Genomic DNA, 19203 nt, shown 5'->3' with positions numbered 1-19203 from the left:
TGTTAACCGGATAACCGGACTAAACGCAGAGTTTCAACAAATACGTCTCAATCGCCGGGTAAAATTCCTGCCGTCCGGCTTTTACCGCTGTTTCCAACTCCGACAGTGATTCAAATACTCCAATTAACAGGCTTTGATCAAAATTGTGACATTGCGAGGCTATTTTTTGATAAACAAACGGAGGTATTTTTAGCCTTCCGGAGATTTCCCGGGCCGAACAGCCCCGCCCGGTTAAATCACTTACTTGCAGCAGCAGGCGGAACTGCCTGGAGATCATTGAAAGCAAGCGCAGGGGAGGTTCTTTTGCCGCCAGCATTTCTTTAATACCTGCCAGCGCTTCCCCGCACCGCTTGCCGCCGATCGCGTCGACTATCGCAAAAATATTATCTTCTACTCCGGGCGCGGATACCCGGCGCACATCTGACAGAGTAATCACTTCGCGTCCGGCTGTGTAACAGAACAACTTATCCAGTTCCATTACCAAGTTCTGCAATGACGGGCCAACGGATCCCAGGAAAGCGTCTCCCGCCTCCGCATCGAATTTTTTGCCTGCCGCGCCGGCTTTTTGCGCCAGCCAACGGCCCAGCTCCCCCTTTCTGAGAAAAGTGAAATCTATTGCCCGTCCGTTTTTTTTAATTGAACGAAATATTTTTTTACGCTTATCCACGGGCCCACCGGTAGTAAAAACAAGACATGTTGAAGTTAGCGGGTTCTCCAGGTAATTCAAAAGCAGTTTTTCTTTATCCGGAACCTTCGCTTCCTCCTCAGTTTCCGAAATTGACTCACCGGCCTGTCTAGTTTTTAAGAAAAGAGGATTCTTAACCACCACCAGGCGTTTATCAGAAAAAAATGGAAGAGTCTCCGCTCTTGCCACTATATCTGCCGGATTTACCGCTTCACCGTCGATCAGGTCATAGTTCAGCCCAGACCCGCCGTCCTTGACAAGATAATCCTTAAAACGTGAAACAGCCTGCTCCCGCAAGTAAGTTTCTTCCCCGTAAAAAAGATAAACCGGAGCGACTACTCCCCGTTTAAGGCTGTTTAACAGCTCAATAAAATATTTCATTATTATTGCCCCTGTCTAAGCCTGGCCTTAACCGCCGCTACTTTACCGGCCATAGTCAACGACTTGTCCCGCCGGTCGTCTATGCGAACAGTGGTAACCACTCTTTCGACACCTCTTGTAAAAGGGTGCTCGTGCATCCTTTGGATTACCTCCAAAACGCGGTTCAAGTCCCCTTCTATGACAGTACCCATGGGGTTAAGTTGATAAGTAACCCCTTCGGCGCTTTCAAGTATCGCGATACACCCAGCCACATATTCACTCAGGCTGGGCGACTGTGTGCCTACAGGCACGATGCTTACCTCCACAACGGCCATATTAATTACACCCCCGCGCGAGATTAATTGATCTTTCGCAGTTTATCTTTCTGTTCTCCCAGTACTTTAGTATACTGTTCGTTTAAACGGCCAAGAATTTTCATCCATTCTTCCCGGAAGCCCGGTTGTTTCTCCGGATCAATCTTAAGTTTTCCCCCGGTCATTTTACCCATCGACCTGGCAGTTGCGCTGATCTTCGCGCTATAATCATCTTTGAACTGACTGTAAGTTTGCACCAGGGTCTGCTCGTAATACTTGAAAAGGTACTCCAGCCGGCCATAAACTTCCTCTACCGCCTGTTTGTCCTCTTTAATCAGCAGCAGCCCTTCCATCACCATCTTGTTTGTCGTCCAGGAAGATTTGTCGACGGGCGGCAGGATATTGTTCAAAAAGGTTTCCTGCATACCTTCGATTATGTACTTTTTATAATTTTCGGAGTGCTTGCCGATTTCAGCGAAAATATCGTAATTGCTTTCCCTAAGATAATTAGCGGCTATGGCTCTTCCCACCGGCATGTACTCCAGCCGGTCAATTTCCGAGCGAGGCACTTCTTTCCTTTGCTGAAAACGTTCCATGGCCATTTCATAAGCTGATTTAATCTTGTCCAAGACTACTCCTCCTATTGTACCACTATTATATCTTTCATAATTTTTCAGGTCAAACGCCGGGAAATTCTATCATAGGCACGGCGTTATTCGTTTTAACCAAACGGGCGTAATTTTACGCAGGGAAAATCATCACACTCAAAACAAGATCTAAGATCCCTTTCCATTAGACAATCAAGTGTGTTGCATAGGAAAAAATGCAGCCGGCTATCCGGTTGCGCTTGGTTACTTTCACCCGCTGTTTCATTTTTATCGCCAGATTGGCTGCCTGTTGGTTGAGTTTTCAATCGCATACCTTTTCCCATACACGGTGTTCTTTAAAAACATCATATAATTCATTGTCAAGCTTGCCTTCTTTTACCATGAAACCAAGGATGCGCAGCGCACCTTCCCATGGTATGGCTTTTTTATAAGGGCGGTCTCCAGCAGTCAGTGCGTCATATATATCAACGAGAGACAGTATTCTTCCCTCCAAGGGGATAGTCTCGCCTCTTAGCTTGTTGGGATAACCGTTTCCATCCAGAAACTCGTGGTGCATACTCGCAAACAAGGGAACATCCTTAAGTTTTTTGATAAAAGTTATTTTTTCCAGCATCTTGCCTGTTATCACCACATGCTGTTCCATTATCTCCCGTTCTCCGTTTGTTAGAGTACCTTTACGAATGCTCAGGTTCTCCAACTCTTCGGAGCTGATATAGGGTCTCTCCACACCTTCCGGATCAAGATAGACATACCCGGCAGCTTCTTGCAATTGGTCAAGGAGTTGGTCGTCAATAAAGGTTGCCGGATTGTCACATTTTATGATCAAATCCTTTATTTCTTTTATTTTCACCAGGCGTTGGCCGCTTAGCCGGGATTCCTGCTCAGCTTCTTCCTTCATACCATTTTTCAGCAGTTCCACTTGTCTGGCGAGACTGTTCATTTTTTCGGACTGGCTAATATAGTCCATCCGCTGCAGTACAATATCCATCCGGCCTTCCAGGCGGGTGGCTTTATTCATCACGGATAGAGGTGTGGTGACTTTACCGATGTCATGCAGCCATCCCGCCATGGTTAATTGTTCCAGTCTCTCCGGGTTAAAATGCTCTTGCGCCAGAGGTCCTTCCTTCACATCGTTTATCGCTTCCGCGGTCGCCCTCGCCAGCATGGCGACGCGCCTGGTATGGTTCGCGTTATATGGTGTCCTGGCGTCGATAGCTGTTGCCATTACTTGCACAAAGGAATTAAAAAGATCTTCAATATCTCTCAGAAGCTGCGCGTTGGTCAGAGCGATAGCCGCCTGGGAGGCAAGCGACTCAATCACTTTCTGGTAGTGTTCCGGGAATACTCTGACTGTATGGTTGTCGCTCTCCAGCGAGTTAATCAGCTGCAGCACACCGATGATTTCCCCCTCGTGGTTTTCCAATGGCACGACAAGCATCGACTTGGTGCGGTACCCCGTGATCCGGTCATAATTGCGCGGACCGGAAAAATCAAATCCCTCAGCGAAGTATACATCAGCTATATTTACCGTTTTCCCGGTAAGCGCCACATAGGCGGACACATTACTTTCCACGAGCGCCACCGGCGGCAGTTTAACTTCCTCCCCCGAACCACCCAGAAAAACATTTTGCGATTGCGTCTGGACAATTTTAAAAACAAGCTGGTCATTTTGCCTTAAATAAAGAGTACCGGCGTCACTGTTCGTAATATTGCGCGCTTCAGTGACAATCATCTCCAGCAGCCGATTGTGATCTTTTTCGGCAGTTAGAGCGATTCCTACATTCAGCAAGGTTTCAACCTGGTTAAAGATATAATCTTCACCGCCGGTTTGGGAATTCTGCATTAATCTCACCACTTTATAATGAATATATTTTAATTATATGGTAATAAAAAGTAGCAATAAAGCTTGTTTTAAATGAGGATCAAAATTAATTTACTATAAAGCGCCGCTACATACTGAGTAAGCTTTAACTTCAGGTTGTATCCTTATTCTTACCTGTTTTTACTTCCAGCCGGCGTCCATCTGTATTAAAAATCACCGCCCCGTCCTGGTCGGTGCGGTAAACCCTCACTCCATCCCGGTTAAGCGTTTCTAACGTAGACTGGGCGGGATGGCCAAAGTTATTATGAGCGCCAACAGAAATAACCGCTGCTTCAGGGTTCACCTGTTCCACCAGCGCCGGCAGCAAGGAACGGCTGCCGTGGTGGGGCATTTTCAAAATATCCGCCTTCAAGTCCGCTCCAGTTTGAATTAACCCGCTCTGCGCATCCGTCTCCACATCACCGGTAAACATGAATGACTTTTGTCTATATGTCAACTTAAGCACCAGTGAGCAATTGTTCATATTAGATATGGTCTTACCCGCCGCTAATCCGGGATAAAGCACTTCAACCTCCGTCTCGCGGTCCAGCTTAATAACGTCACCAGCTCCGGCAGCCCGAACCGCAATACCACCGGCAGCCATTTTCTTAAGCAACGCTATGTAAGCTAAAGGTACTTCTTCACCGGTATCATTTTTTCCTTTTTTTTTAACAGCGGTTGTTTCTCCAGCCACTAAGCCTTCCTGGCTCTTCAGAACTACTTCGTCCATTTGGGGAACAACCGCCATTCTTACAGGAAAATTTTTCACTATGGTGGCAGCGCCGCCTGCGTGATCTTCGTGCGGGTGGGTTAAAACCAAAACATCCAAACGACGGACACCAATTTTACGTAGGTAGGGCGTTACCACTTGATCACCAACACCGGTGCCGGTTTGATATTCATCCCGCCGGCCGCCGGTGTCAATCAGCATGTTATTGCCGCCCGGAGTTTGCACCAAAATGCAGTCCCCCTGCCCAACGTCCAGAAAATGCACGGTCAACCCATGCCCACCAGCCCAGGGCACCCAGACTAAAAAGAGCGCGGCGCATAGCGCCAGTCCTACGATAACCCATCCTTTCACACGTTCTTTTACAGCCGGCTCGCACCTTCCTGAATAAAGCCACCCAATTGCCATCAAGCCCCCGTACCAGGCCGCCGCCAGTACCTCCGGAGGTGTGGGCAGGTAAAACACCGCGCCGGGCAGCCCCTGAAAAAAAGAAACGCTCTTCAAGAACACGTCGATAATAACACCGTTGCTCACATTTACTAAAGCAGCCAGCGGCAGCCAGATCATCCCCAGAACCGCAGAAATAAACCCCAAAAACATGATTATCCCAGTCAAGGGAACCACGACGAGGTTGGCCAGGATCGATACGGGTGATATTAAGTTGTAATACCAGGCTACCAGCGGTATGGTCGCCAGTTGGGCAGCCAGCGGGACTGCCAGCGCCTGGGCTAAAGGACGGGCCAAACCGTCAGGTAAAACCTTGAAAAGCCCGGCGCAGGTATTATTTATAATAGGCGACAGATATAGAATTCCCCAGGTGGCGGCAAAAGAAAGCTGGAACCCGGGGTGGTAAATTTGCAGCGGGTTCCAGAGAAGGATGACCAGCGCCGCCAGCGCCATAGTGGTGGGCCAATCCCGGTCACGGCCCAGCTGGTGCGCCCAGAGCAATAAGATGGCCATGATGGCCGCGCGCAATACAGCCGGATTAAAGCCGGTCATCAAGACATAAAAAATTAATACCGGGGTAACTAACGGCGCCGTCAGCCCGGGCGGAAGCCTCAGCAGCCGCAGCAGCCCGATCATCCCGCCCAGAACCAGGCCGATATGCAAGCCGGAAACACTCAGGATGTGGACAACTCCTGTTTCGGTAAAAGCCTGCCTTGTTTGACTGTCAATCAACCCTTGAGTTCCGAAGACAATCCCGTTTAAAATTGCCGTTTGATTTGGCCCAAGTGACGTGGTGGCGGTTGAAGAGAGTTGCCCTTTAAGCTTTAAGGCGGCGCTTAGCAGCGGGTTAACCGCGCTTTCAGCGGTCTTTTCCACCGATTTTTCACCCCGGGCCATCAAAACTACCCTGATTCCCTGCCTCTCCAGGTATGTCCTGTAATTAAACCCACCCGGATTGCCCGGCAACTCCGGCCTGGCCAGCAGTCCGGATGCTTTCACAACATCACCGTAACCGAAAACCCGGTTTGATTCTTTAACCTGAAGCCGCACCATCCCGGTAACTGCCCGTCGCTCCGTACCCAACGACAATTCTCGCGCCTGCAGCAGGTAAAATACTTTATCCTGGCGAACATCGGGTTCAGCCACTATTCGCCCGGAAAGAACTACCTGCTGCCCGGAGTATTCAACAAGAGGTGTTTCACTTTCTTCAACCGCCAGGCGGGACATAGCCAATCCAAAGAGGAAAAAGAGAATTAAAATAACCCGGCGATTTCTCCGCCAGGCCATCACGTAACCGGCTGCTGCCGCCAACAGGCAAAAACTCGCCAGGAGCAGCGCCAAAGAGAATTTTACATTTGCCAGCCCGCCTGATAAAACACCTGCGATGTAACAAGCAGTGAGAACAACCAGAGGTCTGTTCATGGAACTCCCTCAAGTAATTACAAGTATTCAGGAGTCAGGAGTCAGAATTCAGAATAAAACATTTTAAGACACATGCACGAAAGAATGACCATATAATATCAATCCATACATTTGCATAGCATGAATTAAGAGATCCCATCCCCTTGGAACATGACTTAAAAACCTATTTCCCCCAGGATACAGTTTTTCAAAGAATGGTTTTGTAATAAACTAGTTAACCGAACACAAATGATTTTAAGATGATAAACCATTCTCTTATTCTGACTCCTGAATTCTGACTACTGACTCCTGACAAATTACAACTGCTTACACCATAAAGTTTACCCTGCTTTCCAGTACCTTTTTCACGTAATCCCTGGTTTCCCGGTAGTTCGGTATCCCTCCCGCCTGGTCAACCGCTCCCGGACCGGCGTTGTACGCTGCCAGGGCAAGTCTGCTGTCTCCATCGTAACGGTTTAGGAGTTGCCTTAAATAGCGCACGCCGCCGTCGACATTCTGCACCGGATCGTAGGGGTCATTCACACCCAGGGAATCGGCTGTGCCTGGCATCAGTTGCATCAGCCCCATAGCCCCCGCGGACGAAGTGGCGTTCGGGTTAAAACTGGACTCCGCCTGGATGACTGATTTAACCAGCGCCGCGTCAACCCCGTACTTGGAGCAAATCCGATCAATCAAACCGGACAAGCCCGTACCGGCTTTCTCACCGGAGGTACGGCTAGCGGTTTTCTGCGCGTAACCTGATGAAACAGTGCTCCCGCCTTGACTGACGTGCTTAGGTGAAGCAGATTTTACCCGCCGTGTGGAGACACCGCTGGAAATACCGTAACAGGAAGAGAGGCCACCTTGACTGAGACTACTGCCGGCCAGGGCCAGAGCCAGAAACGACTCAAAATCGTTATCATTACTCCCGGTTTGCTCATTGACTTTTTTTTCTCCGGTAAGGATAGTTGACAGATAGTTCATTAATAGCATTCTAACCAGTATGCTTATATCCAAATGTAAAACCCCTCCGATTCCCAAAGGTTACAGTTTCAGTTACATAGCTAACAAAACTGCACATATTGAATAATTTAAGATTAACGGTTAGCGCGCAGTTATCTTGTCTTTTAGGTCCTCAAACTTTTTATCGCCTATGCCTGATACATTTTTAATGTCTTCCACGCTATTAAAAGGCCCGTTTGTCTCGCGGTACTGGACAATCCGCTGCGCCAGCGCCGGGCCGATCCCGGGCAGGGTGTCCAACTGGCTGGAATCAGCCGTGTTGATATTCACCAGGCCGCTAACTGAAGCGGAACTGGCTTGACCTGTTCCCGGCCCCGACACCATGGTGCCATGACCGCTTCCGCTGGTTGCACTTCCGGAGGTTCCGGCAATGTTCCCCGGCGCGGCAACAGTACTTCCTGCAGAGGACGTTTTGAACGGGACAAGTATCGTCTGGCCGTCAGTGACCAGCGAGGCTAGCTTTAAAGAGTCCAGTTCGGCGCCTTCTCCCGGCCCGGCCATGTTAACAGCGTCAATGACTCTCGCGCCCTGAGGCAGCTTGTATACACCCGGCCTGACTACCGCCCCGGCTACATGAACTTGTAATTCTTTGGTCTTGTTTTCAGTTGCGTTCTCAAGCACGGGCTTACCTTCATTCGCCGCCCGTTCCTTCATTTGAGCGTACCGGTAGCCCCCGCCGAATAGAATCACCCCTACCAGAAGGAGTATGATCAACTGCTGTTTCCGATCGAGCTGAATAATACGCCCCACCGCCCTGCAAAAAAAAACTTCCTGGTTTTCTGCAAATTCCTTGATATTCTTTTACATATTTAGAGTAATTCTACCAACGACAACATTTTCCTTTTTTTATTTAATTATTTTTTATTGACGAACAGCCTGCCGTTAGTCCCCAGCGAGGCAAGCAGGACTTTTTTGGGTTCAAGCCCGCGCTCTTTTAGCCGCTCGTTGAGCCAGTTTTCGTCGAGGTCGATCTCTTTTAAATTTTTGCTAATCACGCTGCCATCCATGACCAGCACCGTGGGGAGGCCTTCGTATGGGGTCGAAATGCCCAGGTCGGCCGGGGTAACCGGGCGTTGCTGGGATTTTAAAATAACACTAAGTCTTCCAGATGTTTCCAGTATGGCAAATTCCACGTCACTAATGTCGACGATCCCTTTTTCCCTGAGTTGTCCCAGCAGGTCGTCCAGGTTGTAGCGCGCTTTTCTCATCTCGTTGCGCAGCAGTTGCCCGCTTTTGATAATGACCTGCGGCTGGCCGCAAACAATGCCGCGCAGGGTGCGGCTAAACAGTGTGGCATAGGACATTACCACTTCCAGTAAGCCCAAGATAACCAGAGGCAGAATACTGTGCCAGACGGGCACGTCGGTGGCCTCCATCGGTATGGCCGCCAACTCGGCGATGATTATCGCGACTACAAAATCAAAGGGGGAAAGCTGGCCGATTTCCCGCTTTCCCATCATCCTGATCACTACCAGGACCAGAAAATAAACAAAAACAGTACGGTAAATATGTTCAAGGAGCAAATGCCGCACCACCCCTGTTATATTACACACCGTACTGTTATGTTTTGCCTTATTTTATTACGATATTCACCAGTTTATCAGGGACAGGGATTACCTTGACTACTTTTTTACCTTCGATTAACTGCTGCACTCTTGGTTCACCCAGCACTTTTTCCCGCAGCGCGTCGGCGGAAAGACCGGCTGGAACCAGGAGGCGTTCACGTACTTTGCCGTTCGTCTGCACCACTATGGTTATCTCATCTTCTTTAATGGCCGACTCGTCGTAAACCGGCCAGGGCCGGCTGTGAATGCTGCCCGTGTGACCGGTGGCTTCCCAGATCTCCTCGGCAATATGCGGGGCAAAAGGCGCGAGCAACAGCAGCAGGGCGTCTATTGCCTCCCGCAACACCCCTTGATCCCGGTCGGTCTCGGGGAGTTCTTTATACTGGTATAGCGCGTTTACCAGCTCCATGATGGCGCTGACCGCGGTGTTGAAGTTGAAGCGGGCGCCAATATCATCTGTGACTTTCTTAATAGTGCTATGCGTCACCCGGAGCATCTCACGGTTGGCGCCCACCAGCTTGGCGCGGGGCGCGCCACCCGTCGTACTATTCAGAGTATCGGCCAGAGGGGCGACCAAGCGCCAGACCCGGTTTAAGAACCTGTAGCAGCCCTCCACGCCCTGATCGCTCCACTCCAGGTCGCGTTCCGGGGGAGCCGCGAAGAGTATGAATAGCCTGGCTGTATCCGCCCCGTACCGCGCCACGATATCTTCCGGACTGATCACATTACCTTTTGATTTGGACATTTTAGCCCCGTCTTTGAGCACCATGCCCTGGGTCAACAAGTTGGTAAAAGGCTCCTGCATGCTTACCAGTTTCAGGTCGTAAAGCACCTTGGTAAAAAACCGGGAGTATAACAGGTGCAGGATGGCGTGCTCCACCCCGCCGATATACTGGTCCACCGGCAGCCAGTGGTCCACCTTGGCTTTATCCCACGGGCCTGTTGTCTCCCGCGGGCTGGTATAGCGGAAATAATACCAGGAAGAACACATAAATGTGTCCATCGTGTCGGTTTCTCTTTTGGCCGGCCCGCCGCATGTAGGGCAGACAGTATTGACGAATTCCGGGCACTCAGCCAGCGGGGACTGCCCGGTCGGCCTGAATTCCACTTCCCTGGGCAGCAGCACCGGCAAGTCACTCTCAGGCACCGGCACGGTGCCGCACTTTTCACAGTACACGATGGGGATTGGCGCACCCCAGTAACGCTGGCGGGAAATCAGCCAGTCGCGTAGCCGGAAGTTTACCCGGAAACGGCCCCACCCTTTTTGCTCGAGGTACTCCGTGATAGCTTTAATGGCCTCTGTGTTGGGCATCCCGTCGAACTGCCCGGAATTTACCAGCACGCCTTCTTCTTCATAAGCGCCTGTCATGGCGGCGGGGTCCAAATTCTCTCCCGGCGGCTGGATCACCACCCGGATCGGGAAATTATACTTTTTGGCAAACTCGAAGTCCCGCTGGTCATGAGCGGCGACACCCATGACACAGCCGGTGCCGTACTCCAAAAGAACGTAGTTGCCGATCAGCACCGGCACTTTTTCGCCGTTCACCGGGTTGACGCAATACGCTCCCGTGGGCAGGCCGATCTTTTCCATCTCGGTGGAAGTGCGGTCTATCTCGCTCATGTTGCTCACTTTGCGCACGAATTCCTTTATTTCCGCCTCGTAGCTCGTACCCGCGACCAGTTTTTCAACCAGCGGGTGCTCCGGCGCCAGCACCATGTAAGTAACCCCGAAAATGGTGTCCGGGCGGGTGGTGAATACAGTGATCACTTCGTCATGTCCGACAACTTTAAAGTCTATTTCCGTGCCCTCGCTCCGCCCGATCCAGTGTTCCTGCATGATCTTGACCTTGTCGGGCCAGCCTTCCAGCAGGTCGATGTCCTTGAGCAGGCGCTCGGCGTAATCAGTAATTTTAAAGAACCACTGGGCCAGTTCCCGTTTTTCCACCGGGGCTCCGCAACGCTCGCAGCACCCGTCTTTCACCTGCTCGTTGGCGAGCACTGTGGCGCAGTCCGTGCACCAGTTCACCGCGGCTTGCTTTTTATAAGCCAGCCTTTGATGGAACAACTGGAGAAACAGCCACTGGGTCCAACGATAATACTCAGGGTGGCAGGTAGCGACCTCCCTGCTCCAGTCATAACTGATGCCCAACTGCTTAAGCTGTTCGCGCATATTGTCTATGTTATCTATGGTCCAGTCAGCCGGGTGGATGCCGCCGTGTTTTATCGCCGCGTTTTCGGCAGGCAGTCCGAAAGCGTCCCACCCCATCGGGTGGAGCACATGATAACCTTCCATGGTTTTAAAACGGGCAACCACGTCGCCAATTGAGTAATTCCGCACATGGCCCATATGCAATTTCCCGGAAGGATAAGGAAACATCTCCAGGCAATAATACTTGGGCCGGTCAGAGAAATCAGGCACGGCATAAAGATTCTCCTCAGCCCAGCGGCCCTGCCACTTTTTTTCCACTTCTTGAAAGTCATACTTCTCTTTCAACTATCCCATCTCCTTATCTAAAAGCCGCCTCACTGACGCAGCCACCATGCTTCAAAGATAAAGGTGTTTTTACCCATCTGCAGATTTTATCATAAAAATATGGATTACTCAAGGCCCGTCCTTACAACAAGAACGAATTTACCCCCGGAAAACTTGGGCATATAATTCTTGAAAAAGCATAATTTGCTTAACGACAAAAAACCTCTATCCTGCGAAGGACAAGAGGTTTTATCATCGAGATTCCCTAAAGGCAATCTCAGGATATTCACCGTTGCGTTATACATTTAAATATTGACGGGGAGCCCAACCACCTGAGCGTCACCCCACAGGCGTTCAAGATTATAGAATTGCCGTTCAGATTCCCGAAAGACGTGAATTATGACATCACCGTAATCCAACAACACCCAGTTACCTTCCCGGAAGCCTTCCCGGCGTAAAGTAATAACACCGTCTTTTTCCAGCCTCTCTTGGATATTCTCAACAATAGCCTGTACCTGAGTACCTGAGCGGCCGCTGCAAATAATAAAATAATCCGCTATAACAGATATTTCACGAATATCGAGAACGGTTATATCTGCTGCCTTCTTGTCTTCCGCTGCCTGCACCGCAACGTTCACCATTGCCTGTGGACTTAAGGACAACGTCACTCCCCCTCATAATACTGTATAAAGTATAATATTCTCTCCCATATACAATGCCACCGCAAAATATTACTTAAGAGAAAACCTCCTTAATTGGAGGTTTTTCCTTTATCTTTCTTCCCGCGCCCTTGCCTCATTAACGGTGATAATCCTACCGTCAAGATCCGTACCGTTCATTGCGGCAATCATAGCTTCCGCATCCTCTTCCCGAACTTCAACGAAACCAAACCCGCGGGAGCGACCAGTCTCACGATCTGTAATAACGCGGCTACTCAGAACTTCGCCATGTACTGAAAAAGCGTTGGCAAGATCTTCAGCTTTAGTAGCCCACGGTAGATTTCCAACATACAATGTACGCGTCAAAAGTAATCACCTCTTTCCCTTTACGAAACTTATTAATTGGAACTATTATCTGCAGAAGGAACTGTCCTAATGCAAACTTAACCAGACAAAGATTTTTCCAGGTTTCAACGCCGGTATAGTTTGTGTCTGGCAATATAATCTTCCACAGGCTCCGGCAGCAGGTACTTGATTGTCTTACCCGCAAGCACACGCCGCCTGATATCAGTTGACGATATAGCCAGCGCTGGAATCTCCATACTTAGGATCTTTCGTTCCGGGTACTCAATAAAAGCGCTAACTTTTTGCCTAAGCTTGTCTAACGGATAACCAGGCCTGGATGCTGCGACAAAAAAGCACAGCGACAATAACTTCTCGAAGTTTTTCCAGGTAATAATATCTAATATTGCGTCAGCCCCGGTTATAAAATAGATCTCTGCCCCAGGGTACCGGTCCATTAATGACTGAATTGTATCAACAGTATAAGAAGGCCCGGGACGCTCAATTTCAATAGATGAAACCTCAAAAAATTCATTGGAGGCGATCGCCAGCCCAGTCATAATATAACGATCCCTAGGATCGGCGATATCATGCCCCGGCTTATGCGGCGGCTTGCCTGCGGGGACAAACACAACCTTGTCCAGTGCCAGTTCATCTCTCGCACCTTCCGCAGCAACCAGATGGCCATTATGAATCGGGTCGAAGGTTCCACCCATTACTCCCAACTTGAACACTCGGCTGGAACTCTTGCTCATAAATGAAATTTTACAATCTTATTATGTAAAAATCAAGTAAAAGTCATTAAAGGTATAGAGCAAAACAGGTTTCAGTCTTGTTTTTACAAATCAAGAACCAGATTATTACGGTGCACCACTTCATCGTAGTCCTTATGACCAAGAATGCGCGTGATATCTCTCGTCTGAGCGCCCTTTATTTTTACGATCTCATCGGAAGAGTAGTTGGTTAACCCTTTAGCTATTTCCTGCCCATCCGGATTGACAATACTGACGGTATTGCCCAGTTCAAAAACTCCCTCCACCCCTGTTACACCTGACGGCAGCAGGCTTTTACCATGTTTCGACAATGCCTGGACCGCTCCTTTGTCCACAAAAATTCTTCCTTGAACGGTAGAACTATAGGCAATCCACTTTTTTTTGTTTTCCAACTTGTTGGCTAATGGCCAGAAGACGGTCCCTTCCAGCTCACCAGCGATAACCCGGCGCAGCACGTCCTTTTTTCCCGACCTGGCAATCACTGTTACCACTCCGGAATGCATGGCTATTCTGGCAGCCTGCAGTTTGGTTGTCATTCCGCCGGTACCCATGCTTCCGGCTTCACCGGCCAATTCTTCCAGTTCCGTAGTTATTTCCTTTACGTCATGTATTAAATTGGCATCCGGATTCTTGCGGGGATCCGCTGTGTAAAGCCCGTCAACGTCGGAAAGCAAAAATAACATTTCCGCGTCGACCAGACCGGCCACCAAGGCAGAAAGGTTGTCGTTTTCGCCCAGTTTAATCTCATCCACCGCTACTGTATCATTTTCGTTAATTATCGGAATAACACCAAACCGGAGCAATGTATGCAAAGCATTTCTAGCATTCAAAAACCGCCGTCTGTCGGAGAAATCCTCCCGCGTCAAGAGCACCTGTCCGACGGTCAAACCGTATTCAACAAAAATCTTCTCATAGATATGCATTAATACTCCCTGGCCGACAGCCGCCGCGGCTTGCTTTTCCGGAATGTTCTTTGGGCGACTTTTCAGGCCCAGTCTCCCAACACCCGCGCCGATAGCGCCTGAGGTCACCAAGATTACTTCTTTTCCTTGATTACACAAGTCAGCAAGTTGGCGAACCAGGCCTTCTATCTGACAAAGGTTGGGTTTTCCGTTGGGGTGATTAACTGAACTAGTGCCTACTTTAACGACAAAACGTTTAAATAGTTGGAAATTACGTTGTTGTTCTCCCATATTGCCTCTCATAATGGATGACTCTTTTTATTGACCAAACCATGGATAGTATACCATATCCAATTACCCAGTGAAAGTAAAAAAGCCGGATCTATAAAGTCCGCCTTAACGAATCAGTATTCAGAACTCAGTAGTCAGAATTCACAATAAACCCGGAAATATACTTACCGCAATTTACTAATCGTGAGCTTTTGTCATACCAGTAAGTCTTCAAATGTTTTTGCCGGTTCTCTTATTCTGACTACTGAATACTGACTACTTACCCTTAATCCACATATTCGAATTCAAACCCGCCGATTTTAATTGTATCTCCTTCTTTTGCTCCCGCGTTCTTGAGAGCGTGGTCTATACCCATGCGCTGCATTATCCGTTGCAAACGCTCAACCGACTCCTCGTTGTTCAAATCGGTCATGGCAACATGACGCTGGACCTCTCTACCTCCCACAATGAAACAATTATCCTCACGGTCGATTGTAAATCGCGGCTGCGCAACGTGCGTGACATTATAGAGCGGTTCAACGACAGGCGGTGGTTCCAGGGGTAGTTCCTCCAATAGATCAGCCACTCTGTAAATTAGCGCGTCAAGCCCGCTCCCGGTAACAGCTGAGATTGGAAATATATCATACTGGTCGCCGTAAATATCTTTAACTCTGGAGAGATTTTCCGGGGCACCATCTAAATCCATCTTATTTGCGGCGATAACTTGTGGTTTTTCACCGATAGCGGGATTGTACAAAGACAGTTCCCGGTTGGTCACCCGCAGGTCGTCCACCGGGTCGCGGCCATCGCCACCCGCCACATCGAGGACATGCACCAACAGGCGGGTGCGTTCCACATGCCGCAAGAATTCATGCCCCAGACCGGTACCACAGTGAGCGCCTTCAATTAAACCCGGTATGTCGGCAACAACGAAGCTGCGCCCGTCTTCCAGGCGCACTACGCCAAGATTCGGTGTTATTGTTGTAAACGGATAGTCGGCGATCTTAGGTTTGGCCGCAGACACCCGGGATATTATAGTTGACTTGCCCGCGTTGGGAAAACCCACCAACCCGACGTCAGCGAGCAGTTTTAGTTCCAGGTCGAGCCAGCGCTCTTCACCGGGTTCACCTTTTTCAGCCATTTTTGGCGCTTTATTATGTGGGTTGGCAAAATGTACGTTTCCCCTGCCGCCCCGCCCGCCCCGGGCCGCCACTACCTCCTGGCCGTTTTCAGTCAAATCGGCAATGAACTCACCGGTTTCCGCGTCCCTTATTACTGTTCCCACCGGCACCCGGATAATCAAGTCATCACCTGATCCGCCGTGCCTGTTTTTGCCTTCACCGTGACGGCCGCGCTCAGACTTGTAATGTCGTTTGTAACGAAAGTCAACCAGTGTACGCAGCCCCTCGTCGGCGCGTAAGACAACATCTCCGCCCCGTCCGCCGTCACCGCCCCAGGGGCCACCCTCCGGAACGTATTTTTCCCTGCGCATGGCGACACAGCCATTTCCGCCGTCGCCGCCTTTGACAAAAATTTTTGCTTTATCGTAAAACATGCCAGATTCACCTTAAAAGTAGTTTAACCAGCTTTTACATCTTTACGTGGGAAAATTAAAAAAATCTCTATGCCACTATTGGCAATCGCCATATTTACACGGCCACCATGCGGGCTCACGAGTTCTCCAACACTTGCCAGTCTGTTCTCAAACCGGCGCAAATCAGACTGGACAGGCTCAGGAAAAAGCAACCGGCAGTTATACTTCTTATCGGTTTCATTAAAAACGATCTCAAGACGTCTCCTTGCAACTTCCGGTGAAAAAATTGTATCAAGCGCGCAATCCACTAACTGCTCAATAGCTTGCCCGATCACAGAACCAGGCGCCCCACAAGCGGAAAAATCCGAATTGACAGTTAACTCGACTTCCACTTGATACTTCGCCGCTTCATTCAGGCAGTAAAGTAACGCTAAAGAGACCTCCGGAATTTTAACCCTGCTTGTTTTACTTGCATGGGCTATTTCCAAACCTACTTGATTTATATACTCCCGCACTCGCTCAACTTTATTTAACTGCAGCAAACCGGAAATAACTTGCAGGTGATTTAAGAAATCATGTCTTTGCACCTGAATAATTTCTAAATAGTTTAATATATTCAAGCATATACCCCTTTCTGTATTTGCTGCAGCCCGTGAAAAGAACAATTTCATACAATTAATAAGCGGTCCCCTCCGGGACCGCTTAAATTCCCTATACAACTACTGCTTCTGGCGGGTTCACACTAACAATCTTTTTGTCCCTGCCCTTCCGCTCAAAACTGACTGTACCGTCAACCGTAGCGAAAAGGGTATCGTCCGCACCCTTGCCGACATTGCGACCCGGGTGAATCTTGGTGCCGCGCTGGCGGACCAGAATATTTCCGGCTAAAACGAACTGGCCGTCAGCCCTCTTTACACCAAGCATTTTGGGCTGGGAGTCGCGGCCGTTGCGTGAACTGCCTACACCTTTCTTGTGCGCCAAAACAATCACCTCCAGTATCAAATTTCCGATCAGGTTCATGTAATCAATTGTAAGTTAAACAATTAGGCCTCAATTTTTTCCACGGTAACTTGAGTAAACGCTTGCCTGTGACCTTGCTTGCGGCGGTAATTTTTCTTAGCCTTGTACTTAAAAACGATTATTTTCTTTCCCCTGCCGTGCCTGACTACCTTAAAAAGCACCTTGGCATTCTGCACAAACGGTGCGCCTACTACTAATTCGTCGTCCTTAATCACTGCTAATACTTTGTCGATTTCCACCGTTTCACCGGCAACGGCGGGCAACTTCTCAACATAGAGAGTATCGCCCTCTTGAACGCGGTACTGTTTGCCGCCTGTTTCAATAATTGCGTACAATACTATTCACCCCTGTAATGTCAGGACTCGCCGGAACCAGGTAGGAGAGTGCCTCCGTTCTCATCCAAACACAACCTGTTCCGAGCGGTATTGGCGCAGGTAAAAACACCTACGACATAAGATTTTAACATATCAAACAAATTTGTCAAGGCCACCGCGCTTTATTCACCAATTACTTTTATAACCACTCTCTTGGGTCTGTCATATTCTGACCGGGCGGGCCTTGGCGTAAGTACGGAAAACCTTGCCCACTTCCACTGGAATGGTTTCGCCTACCATCACCCCGGCTCCCTCAATATTAAGAATGAATCCGTTAACACGGGCAATGCCGTCATTCAAATTGGAAACGTGAGGCTCTTCTACCTTGACTTCCAGAACCTCTCCCGTTTTAACCGGCAGAGTATGTTCCTGAATATCATCGTTGTCATGGATTGGCTTAATTGTGACCGATTCGATATGATGCATGGCCGAACCGCGGATGTATAGACTTTTGTTTGTCTTGCCTTCCAAGTCTCTCAGACTGACTCCCCCGCTGCCAATCAATCTTGCCGCGACTAGCGGGTTCGCTTCCACCAGGATGGTGTCCGCCGAAGTTTGACGGGCTATATGATAAATCTGGCTTTTAAAGTTAATACCCAGGGTTTCCTCTGACAACACCTTCCCTCTGCCGTCACAATACGGGCAGGGCTTCTGCAGCACTTCCGACAGGCTGGGGCGTACTTTTTTACGGGTCATTTCGACCAGGCCAAGCTGGGTAATCCCTAGAATATTTGTTTTGGTCTTGTCTTTTTTTATTTCTTCCTCCAGCACGCGCAGCACTTCTTGACGGTGCTCTTCCTTCGTCATGTCAATGAAATCAACAATTATTATACCGCCGATGTTTCGCAAGCGAAGCTGTCTGGCGATTTCCTTGGCTGCTTCGAGGTTGGTCTTGAGCACGGTGTCTTCCAGGTTGGTGGTGCCCACATACTTGCCGGTGTTCACATCCACGGCGGTCAACGCCTCAGCCTGGTCGATGACCAGGTAGCCGCCGCATTTCAACCAAACTTTTCGCTTGAGCGCTTTCTCAATCTCCTGTTCAATTCCATACTCAGTAAATATATTTTCCCGCTCTTCCAGGAAAACTTTCATTTTTAAGTGCGGTCCGGTAATGTCCAGCAGGTCGAGAACTTTTTCATACTCATAACGGGAATCCAGAGTCAGACGGTCGACATCCTCTGTAAAAACATCTCTTAATATACGCTGGACCAGCACCAGATCACGGTGCACCAGATTGGGCACCGGCCCGTGGGCCGCTCTGCTGAGAATCTTCCGCCATAATTTTGTCAATAAATTGATATCCTGGCGAAATTCTTCTTCCTCCACTCCCTCCGCCACCGTCCGGACAATCACACCCATTCCCGCCGGTTTAACCCGCGAGGCTAGATCTTTTAAACGCTCCCTTTCTTTTTCCGAATCAATCCGGCGGGAGATGCCTATGTAATCTACAGTAGGCATCAATACCAGAAAACGGCCGGGCAAGGTAATGTGTGTGGTAACCCGCGGCCCCTTGGTGCCAATCGGCTCCTTAACAATCTGAACGACCATTTCCTGGCCTTGTTTTAATATGTCGCAAATATTCAATCCCAAAGCTGAACCCGCTTGGCCGGATCCTTCCGCGGACCTGGCCGGCAGCGCGTCTTCAATATATAAAAAAGCGTTCTTCTCCAGGCCGATATTTACAAAGGCCGCCTGCATCCCGGGCAGCACGTTTTCCACCCGCCCCTTGAAAATATTACCTACAAGGCGCTGGTTGACCGACCGCTCAATATATAATTCCACGGGTACTTTGTCTTCTAAAACAGCTACCCTGTTTTCTTCTTCACCAACGTTAACAATAATTTCCTTGAACATAAACTTATCCT

General features: G+C 49.3%; 19 protein-coding genes. All 19 read right to left on the bottom strand.

Annotation, left to right across the window (positions count from 1 at the left end; all coding sequences use genetic code 11):
• Positions 1-19: 19 nt before the first annotated feature.
• Positions 20-1066: a DNA polymerase III subunit delta gene (gene holA / locus L7E55_RS08180; RefSeq protein WP_277443636.1), complete on the bottom strand. Its 1047-nt coding sequence runs from the start codon at positions 1064-1066 to the stop codon at positions 20-22.
• Positions 1067-1068: 2 nt separating this feature from the next.
• The gene (locus L7E55_RS08175) at positions 1069-1380 is read right to left on the bottom strand and encodes an MTH1187 family thiamine-binding protein (RefSeq protein ID WP_277443635.1); all 312 of its coding nucleotides are present in this window, start codon (positions 1378-1380) and stop codon (positions 1069-1071) included.
• 23 nt (positions 1381-1403) lie between these two features.
• Entirely contained in the window at positions 1404-1988 is a 585-nt protein-coding gene (locus L7E55_RS08170) for a hypothetical protein (RefSeq protein ID WP_277443634.1), read from the bottom strand.
• Positions 1989-2080: 92 nt separating this feature from the next.
• A complete protein-coding gene (locus L7E55_RS17720) occupies positions 2081-2278 on the bottom strand; it encodes a DUF3795 domain-containing protein (protein WP_420852025.1) in 198 nt (65 codons plus the stop codon).
• The gene (locus tag L7E55_RS08165) at positions 2269-3810 is read right to left on the bottom strand and encodes an HD domain-containing phosphohydrolase (protein WP_277443633.1); all 1542 of its coding nucleotides are present in this window, start codon (positions 3808-3810) and stop codon (positions 2269-2271) included. Before L7E55_RS08165 ends, L7E55_RS17720 begins: the two co-directional genes overlap by 10 nt.
• A 130-nt stretch (positions 3811-3940) precedes the next feature.
• The gene (locus L7E55_RS08160; RefSeq protein WP_277443632.1) at positions 3941-6424 is read right to left on the bottom strand and encodes a DNA internalization-related competence protein ComEC/Rec2; all 2484 of its coding nucleotides are present in this window, start codon (positions 6422-6424) and stop codon (positions 3941-3943) included.
• Positions 6425-6730: 306 nt separating this feature from the next.
• Entirely contained in the window at positions 6731-7420 is a 690-nt protein-coding gene (locus L7E55_RS08155) for a lytic transglycosylase domain-containing protein (protein ID WP_277443631.1), read from the bottom strand.
• Between the two features lie 87 nt (positions 7421-7507).
• A complete protein-coding gene (locus tag L7E55_RS08150) occupies positions 7508-8176 on the bottom strand; it encodes a ComEA family DNA-binding protein (RefSeq protein ID WP_277443630.1) in 669 nt (222 codons plus the stop codon).
• Between the two features lie 104 nt (positions 8177-8280).
• Positions 8281-8949: a DUF421 domain-containing protein gene (locus L7E55_RS08145; protein ID WP_277443629.1), complete on the bottom strand. Its 669-nt coding sequence runs from the start codon at positions 8947-8949 to the stop codon at positions 8281-8283.
• A gap of 49 nt (positions 8950-8998) precedes the next feature.
• On the bottom strand, positions 8999-11485 hold the full coding sequence (gene leuS / locus L7E55_RS08140; RefSeq protein ID WP_277443628.1) for a leucine--tRNA ligase: 2487 nt from the start codon (positions 11483-11485) through the stop codon (positions 8999-9001).
• A gap of 284 nt (positions 11486-11769) precedes the next feature.
• The gene (rsfS, locus tag L7E55_RS08135; RefSeq protein WP_277443627.1) at positions 11770-12126 is read right to left on the bottom strand and encodes a ribosome silencing factor; all 357 of its coding nucleotides are present in this window, start codon (positions 12124-12126) and stop codon (positions 11770-11772) included.
• A 108-nt stretch (positions 12127-12234) separates the two neighbouring features.
• A complete protein-coding gene (locus L7E55_RS08130) occupies positions 12235-12489 on the bottom strand; it encodes an RNA recognition motif domain-containing protein (RefSeq protein WP_277443626.1) in 255 nt (84 codons plus the stop codon).
• Between the two features lie 104 nt (positions 12490-12593).
• Positions 12594-13199: a nicotinate-nucleotide adenylyltransferase gene (gene nadD / locus L7E55_RS08125; protein WP_277443625.1), complete on the bottom strand. Its 606-nt coding sequence runs from the start codon at positions 13197-13199 to the stop codon at positions 12594-12596.
• Positions 13200-13303: 104 nt separating this feature from the next.
• On the bottom strand, positions 13304-14431 hold the full coding sequence (gene proB / locus L7E55_RS08120) for a glutamate 5-kinase (RefSeq protein WP_277443624.1): 1128 nt from the start codon (positions 14429-14431) through the stop codon (positions 13304-13306).
• 265 nt (positions 14432-14696) lie between these two features.
• Positions 14697-15965 (bottom strand): GTPase ObgE, encoded by a 1269-nt coding sequence (gene obgE, locus L7E55_RS08115; protein ID WP_277443623.1) that lies wholly within the window; start codon positions 15963-15965, stop codon positions 14697-14699.
• 23 nt (positions 15966-15988) lie between these two features.
• Positions 15989-16564, bottom strand: coding sequence for a Spo0B domain-containing protein (locus tag L7E55_RS08110; RefSeq protein ID WP_277443622.1), 576 nt, complete (start codon positions 16562-16564; stop codon positions 15989-15991).
• A 91-nt stretch (positions 16565-16655) separates the two neighbouring features.
• Positions 16656-16964 (bottom strand): 50S ribosomal protein L27, encoded by a 309-nt coding sequence (gene rpmA / locus L7E55_RS08105; RefSeq protein WP_338091194.1) that lies wholly within the window; start codon positions 16962-16964, stop codon positions 16656-16658.
• 23 nt (positions 16965-16987) lie between these two features.
• A complete protein-coding gene (rplU, locus tag L7E55_RS08100) occupies positions 16988-17299 on the bottom strand; it encodes a 50S ribosomal protein L21 (protein ID WP_277443620.1) in 312 nt (103 codons plus the stop codon).
• Positions 17300-17500: 201 nt separating this feature from the next.
• Complete coding sequence (locus L7E55_RS08095) at positions 17501-19192, bottom strand: Rne/Rng family ribonuclease (protein ID WP_277443619.1); 1692 nt, start codon at positions 19190-19192, stop codon at positions 17501-17503.
• Positions 19193-19203 lie beyond the last annotated feature (11 nt).

It is taken from the genome of Pelotomaculum isophthalicicum JI (assembly GCF_029478095.1).
Classification (GTDB): domain Bacteria; phylum Bacillota; class Desulfotomaculia; order Desulfotomaculales; family Pelotomaculaceae; genus Pelotomaculum_D; species Pelotomaculum_D isophthalicicum.
The sequence above is the reverse complement of the archived record's forward strand: the minus strand, read 5'-3'. Positions and strand labels throughout refer to the sequence as shown.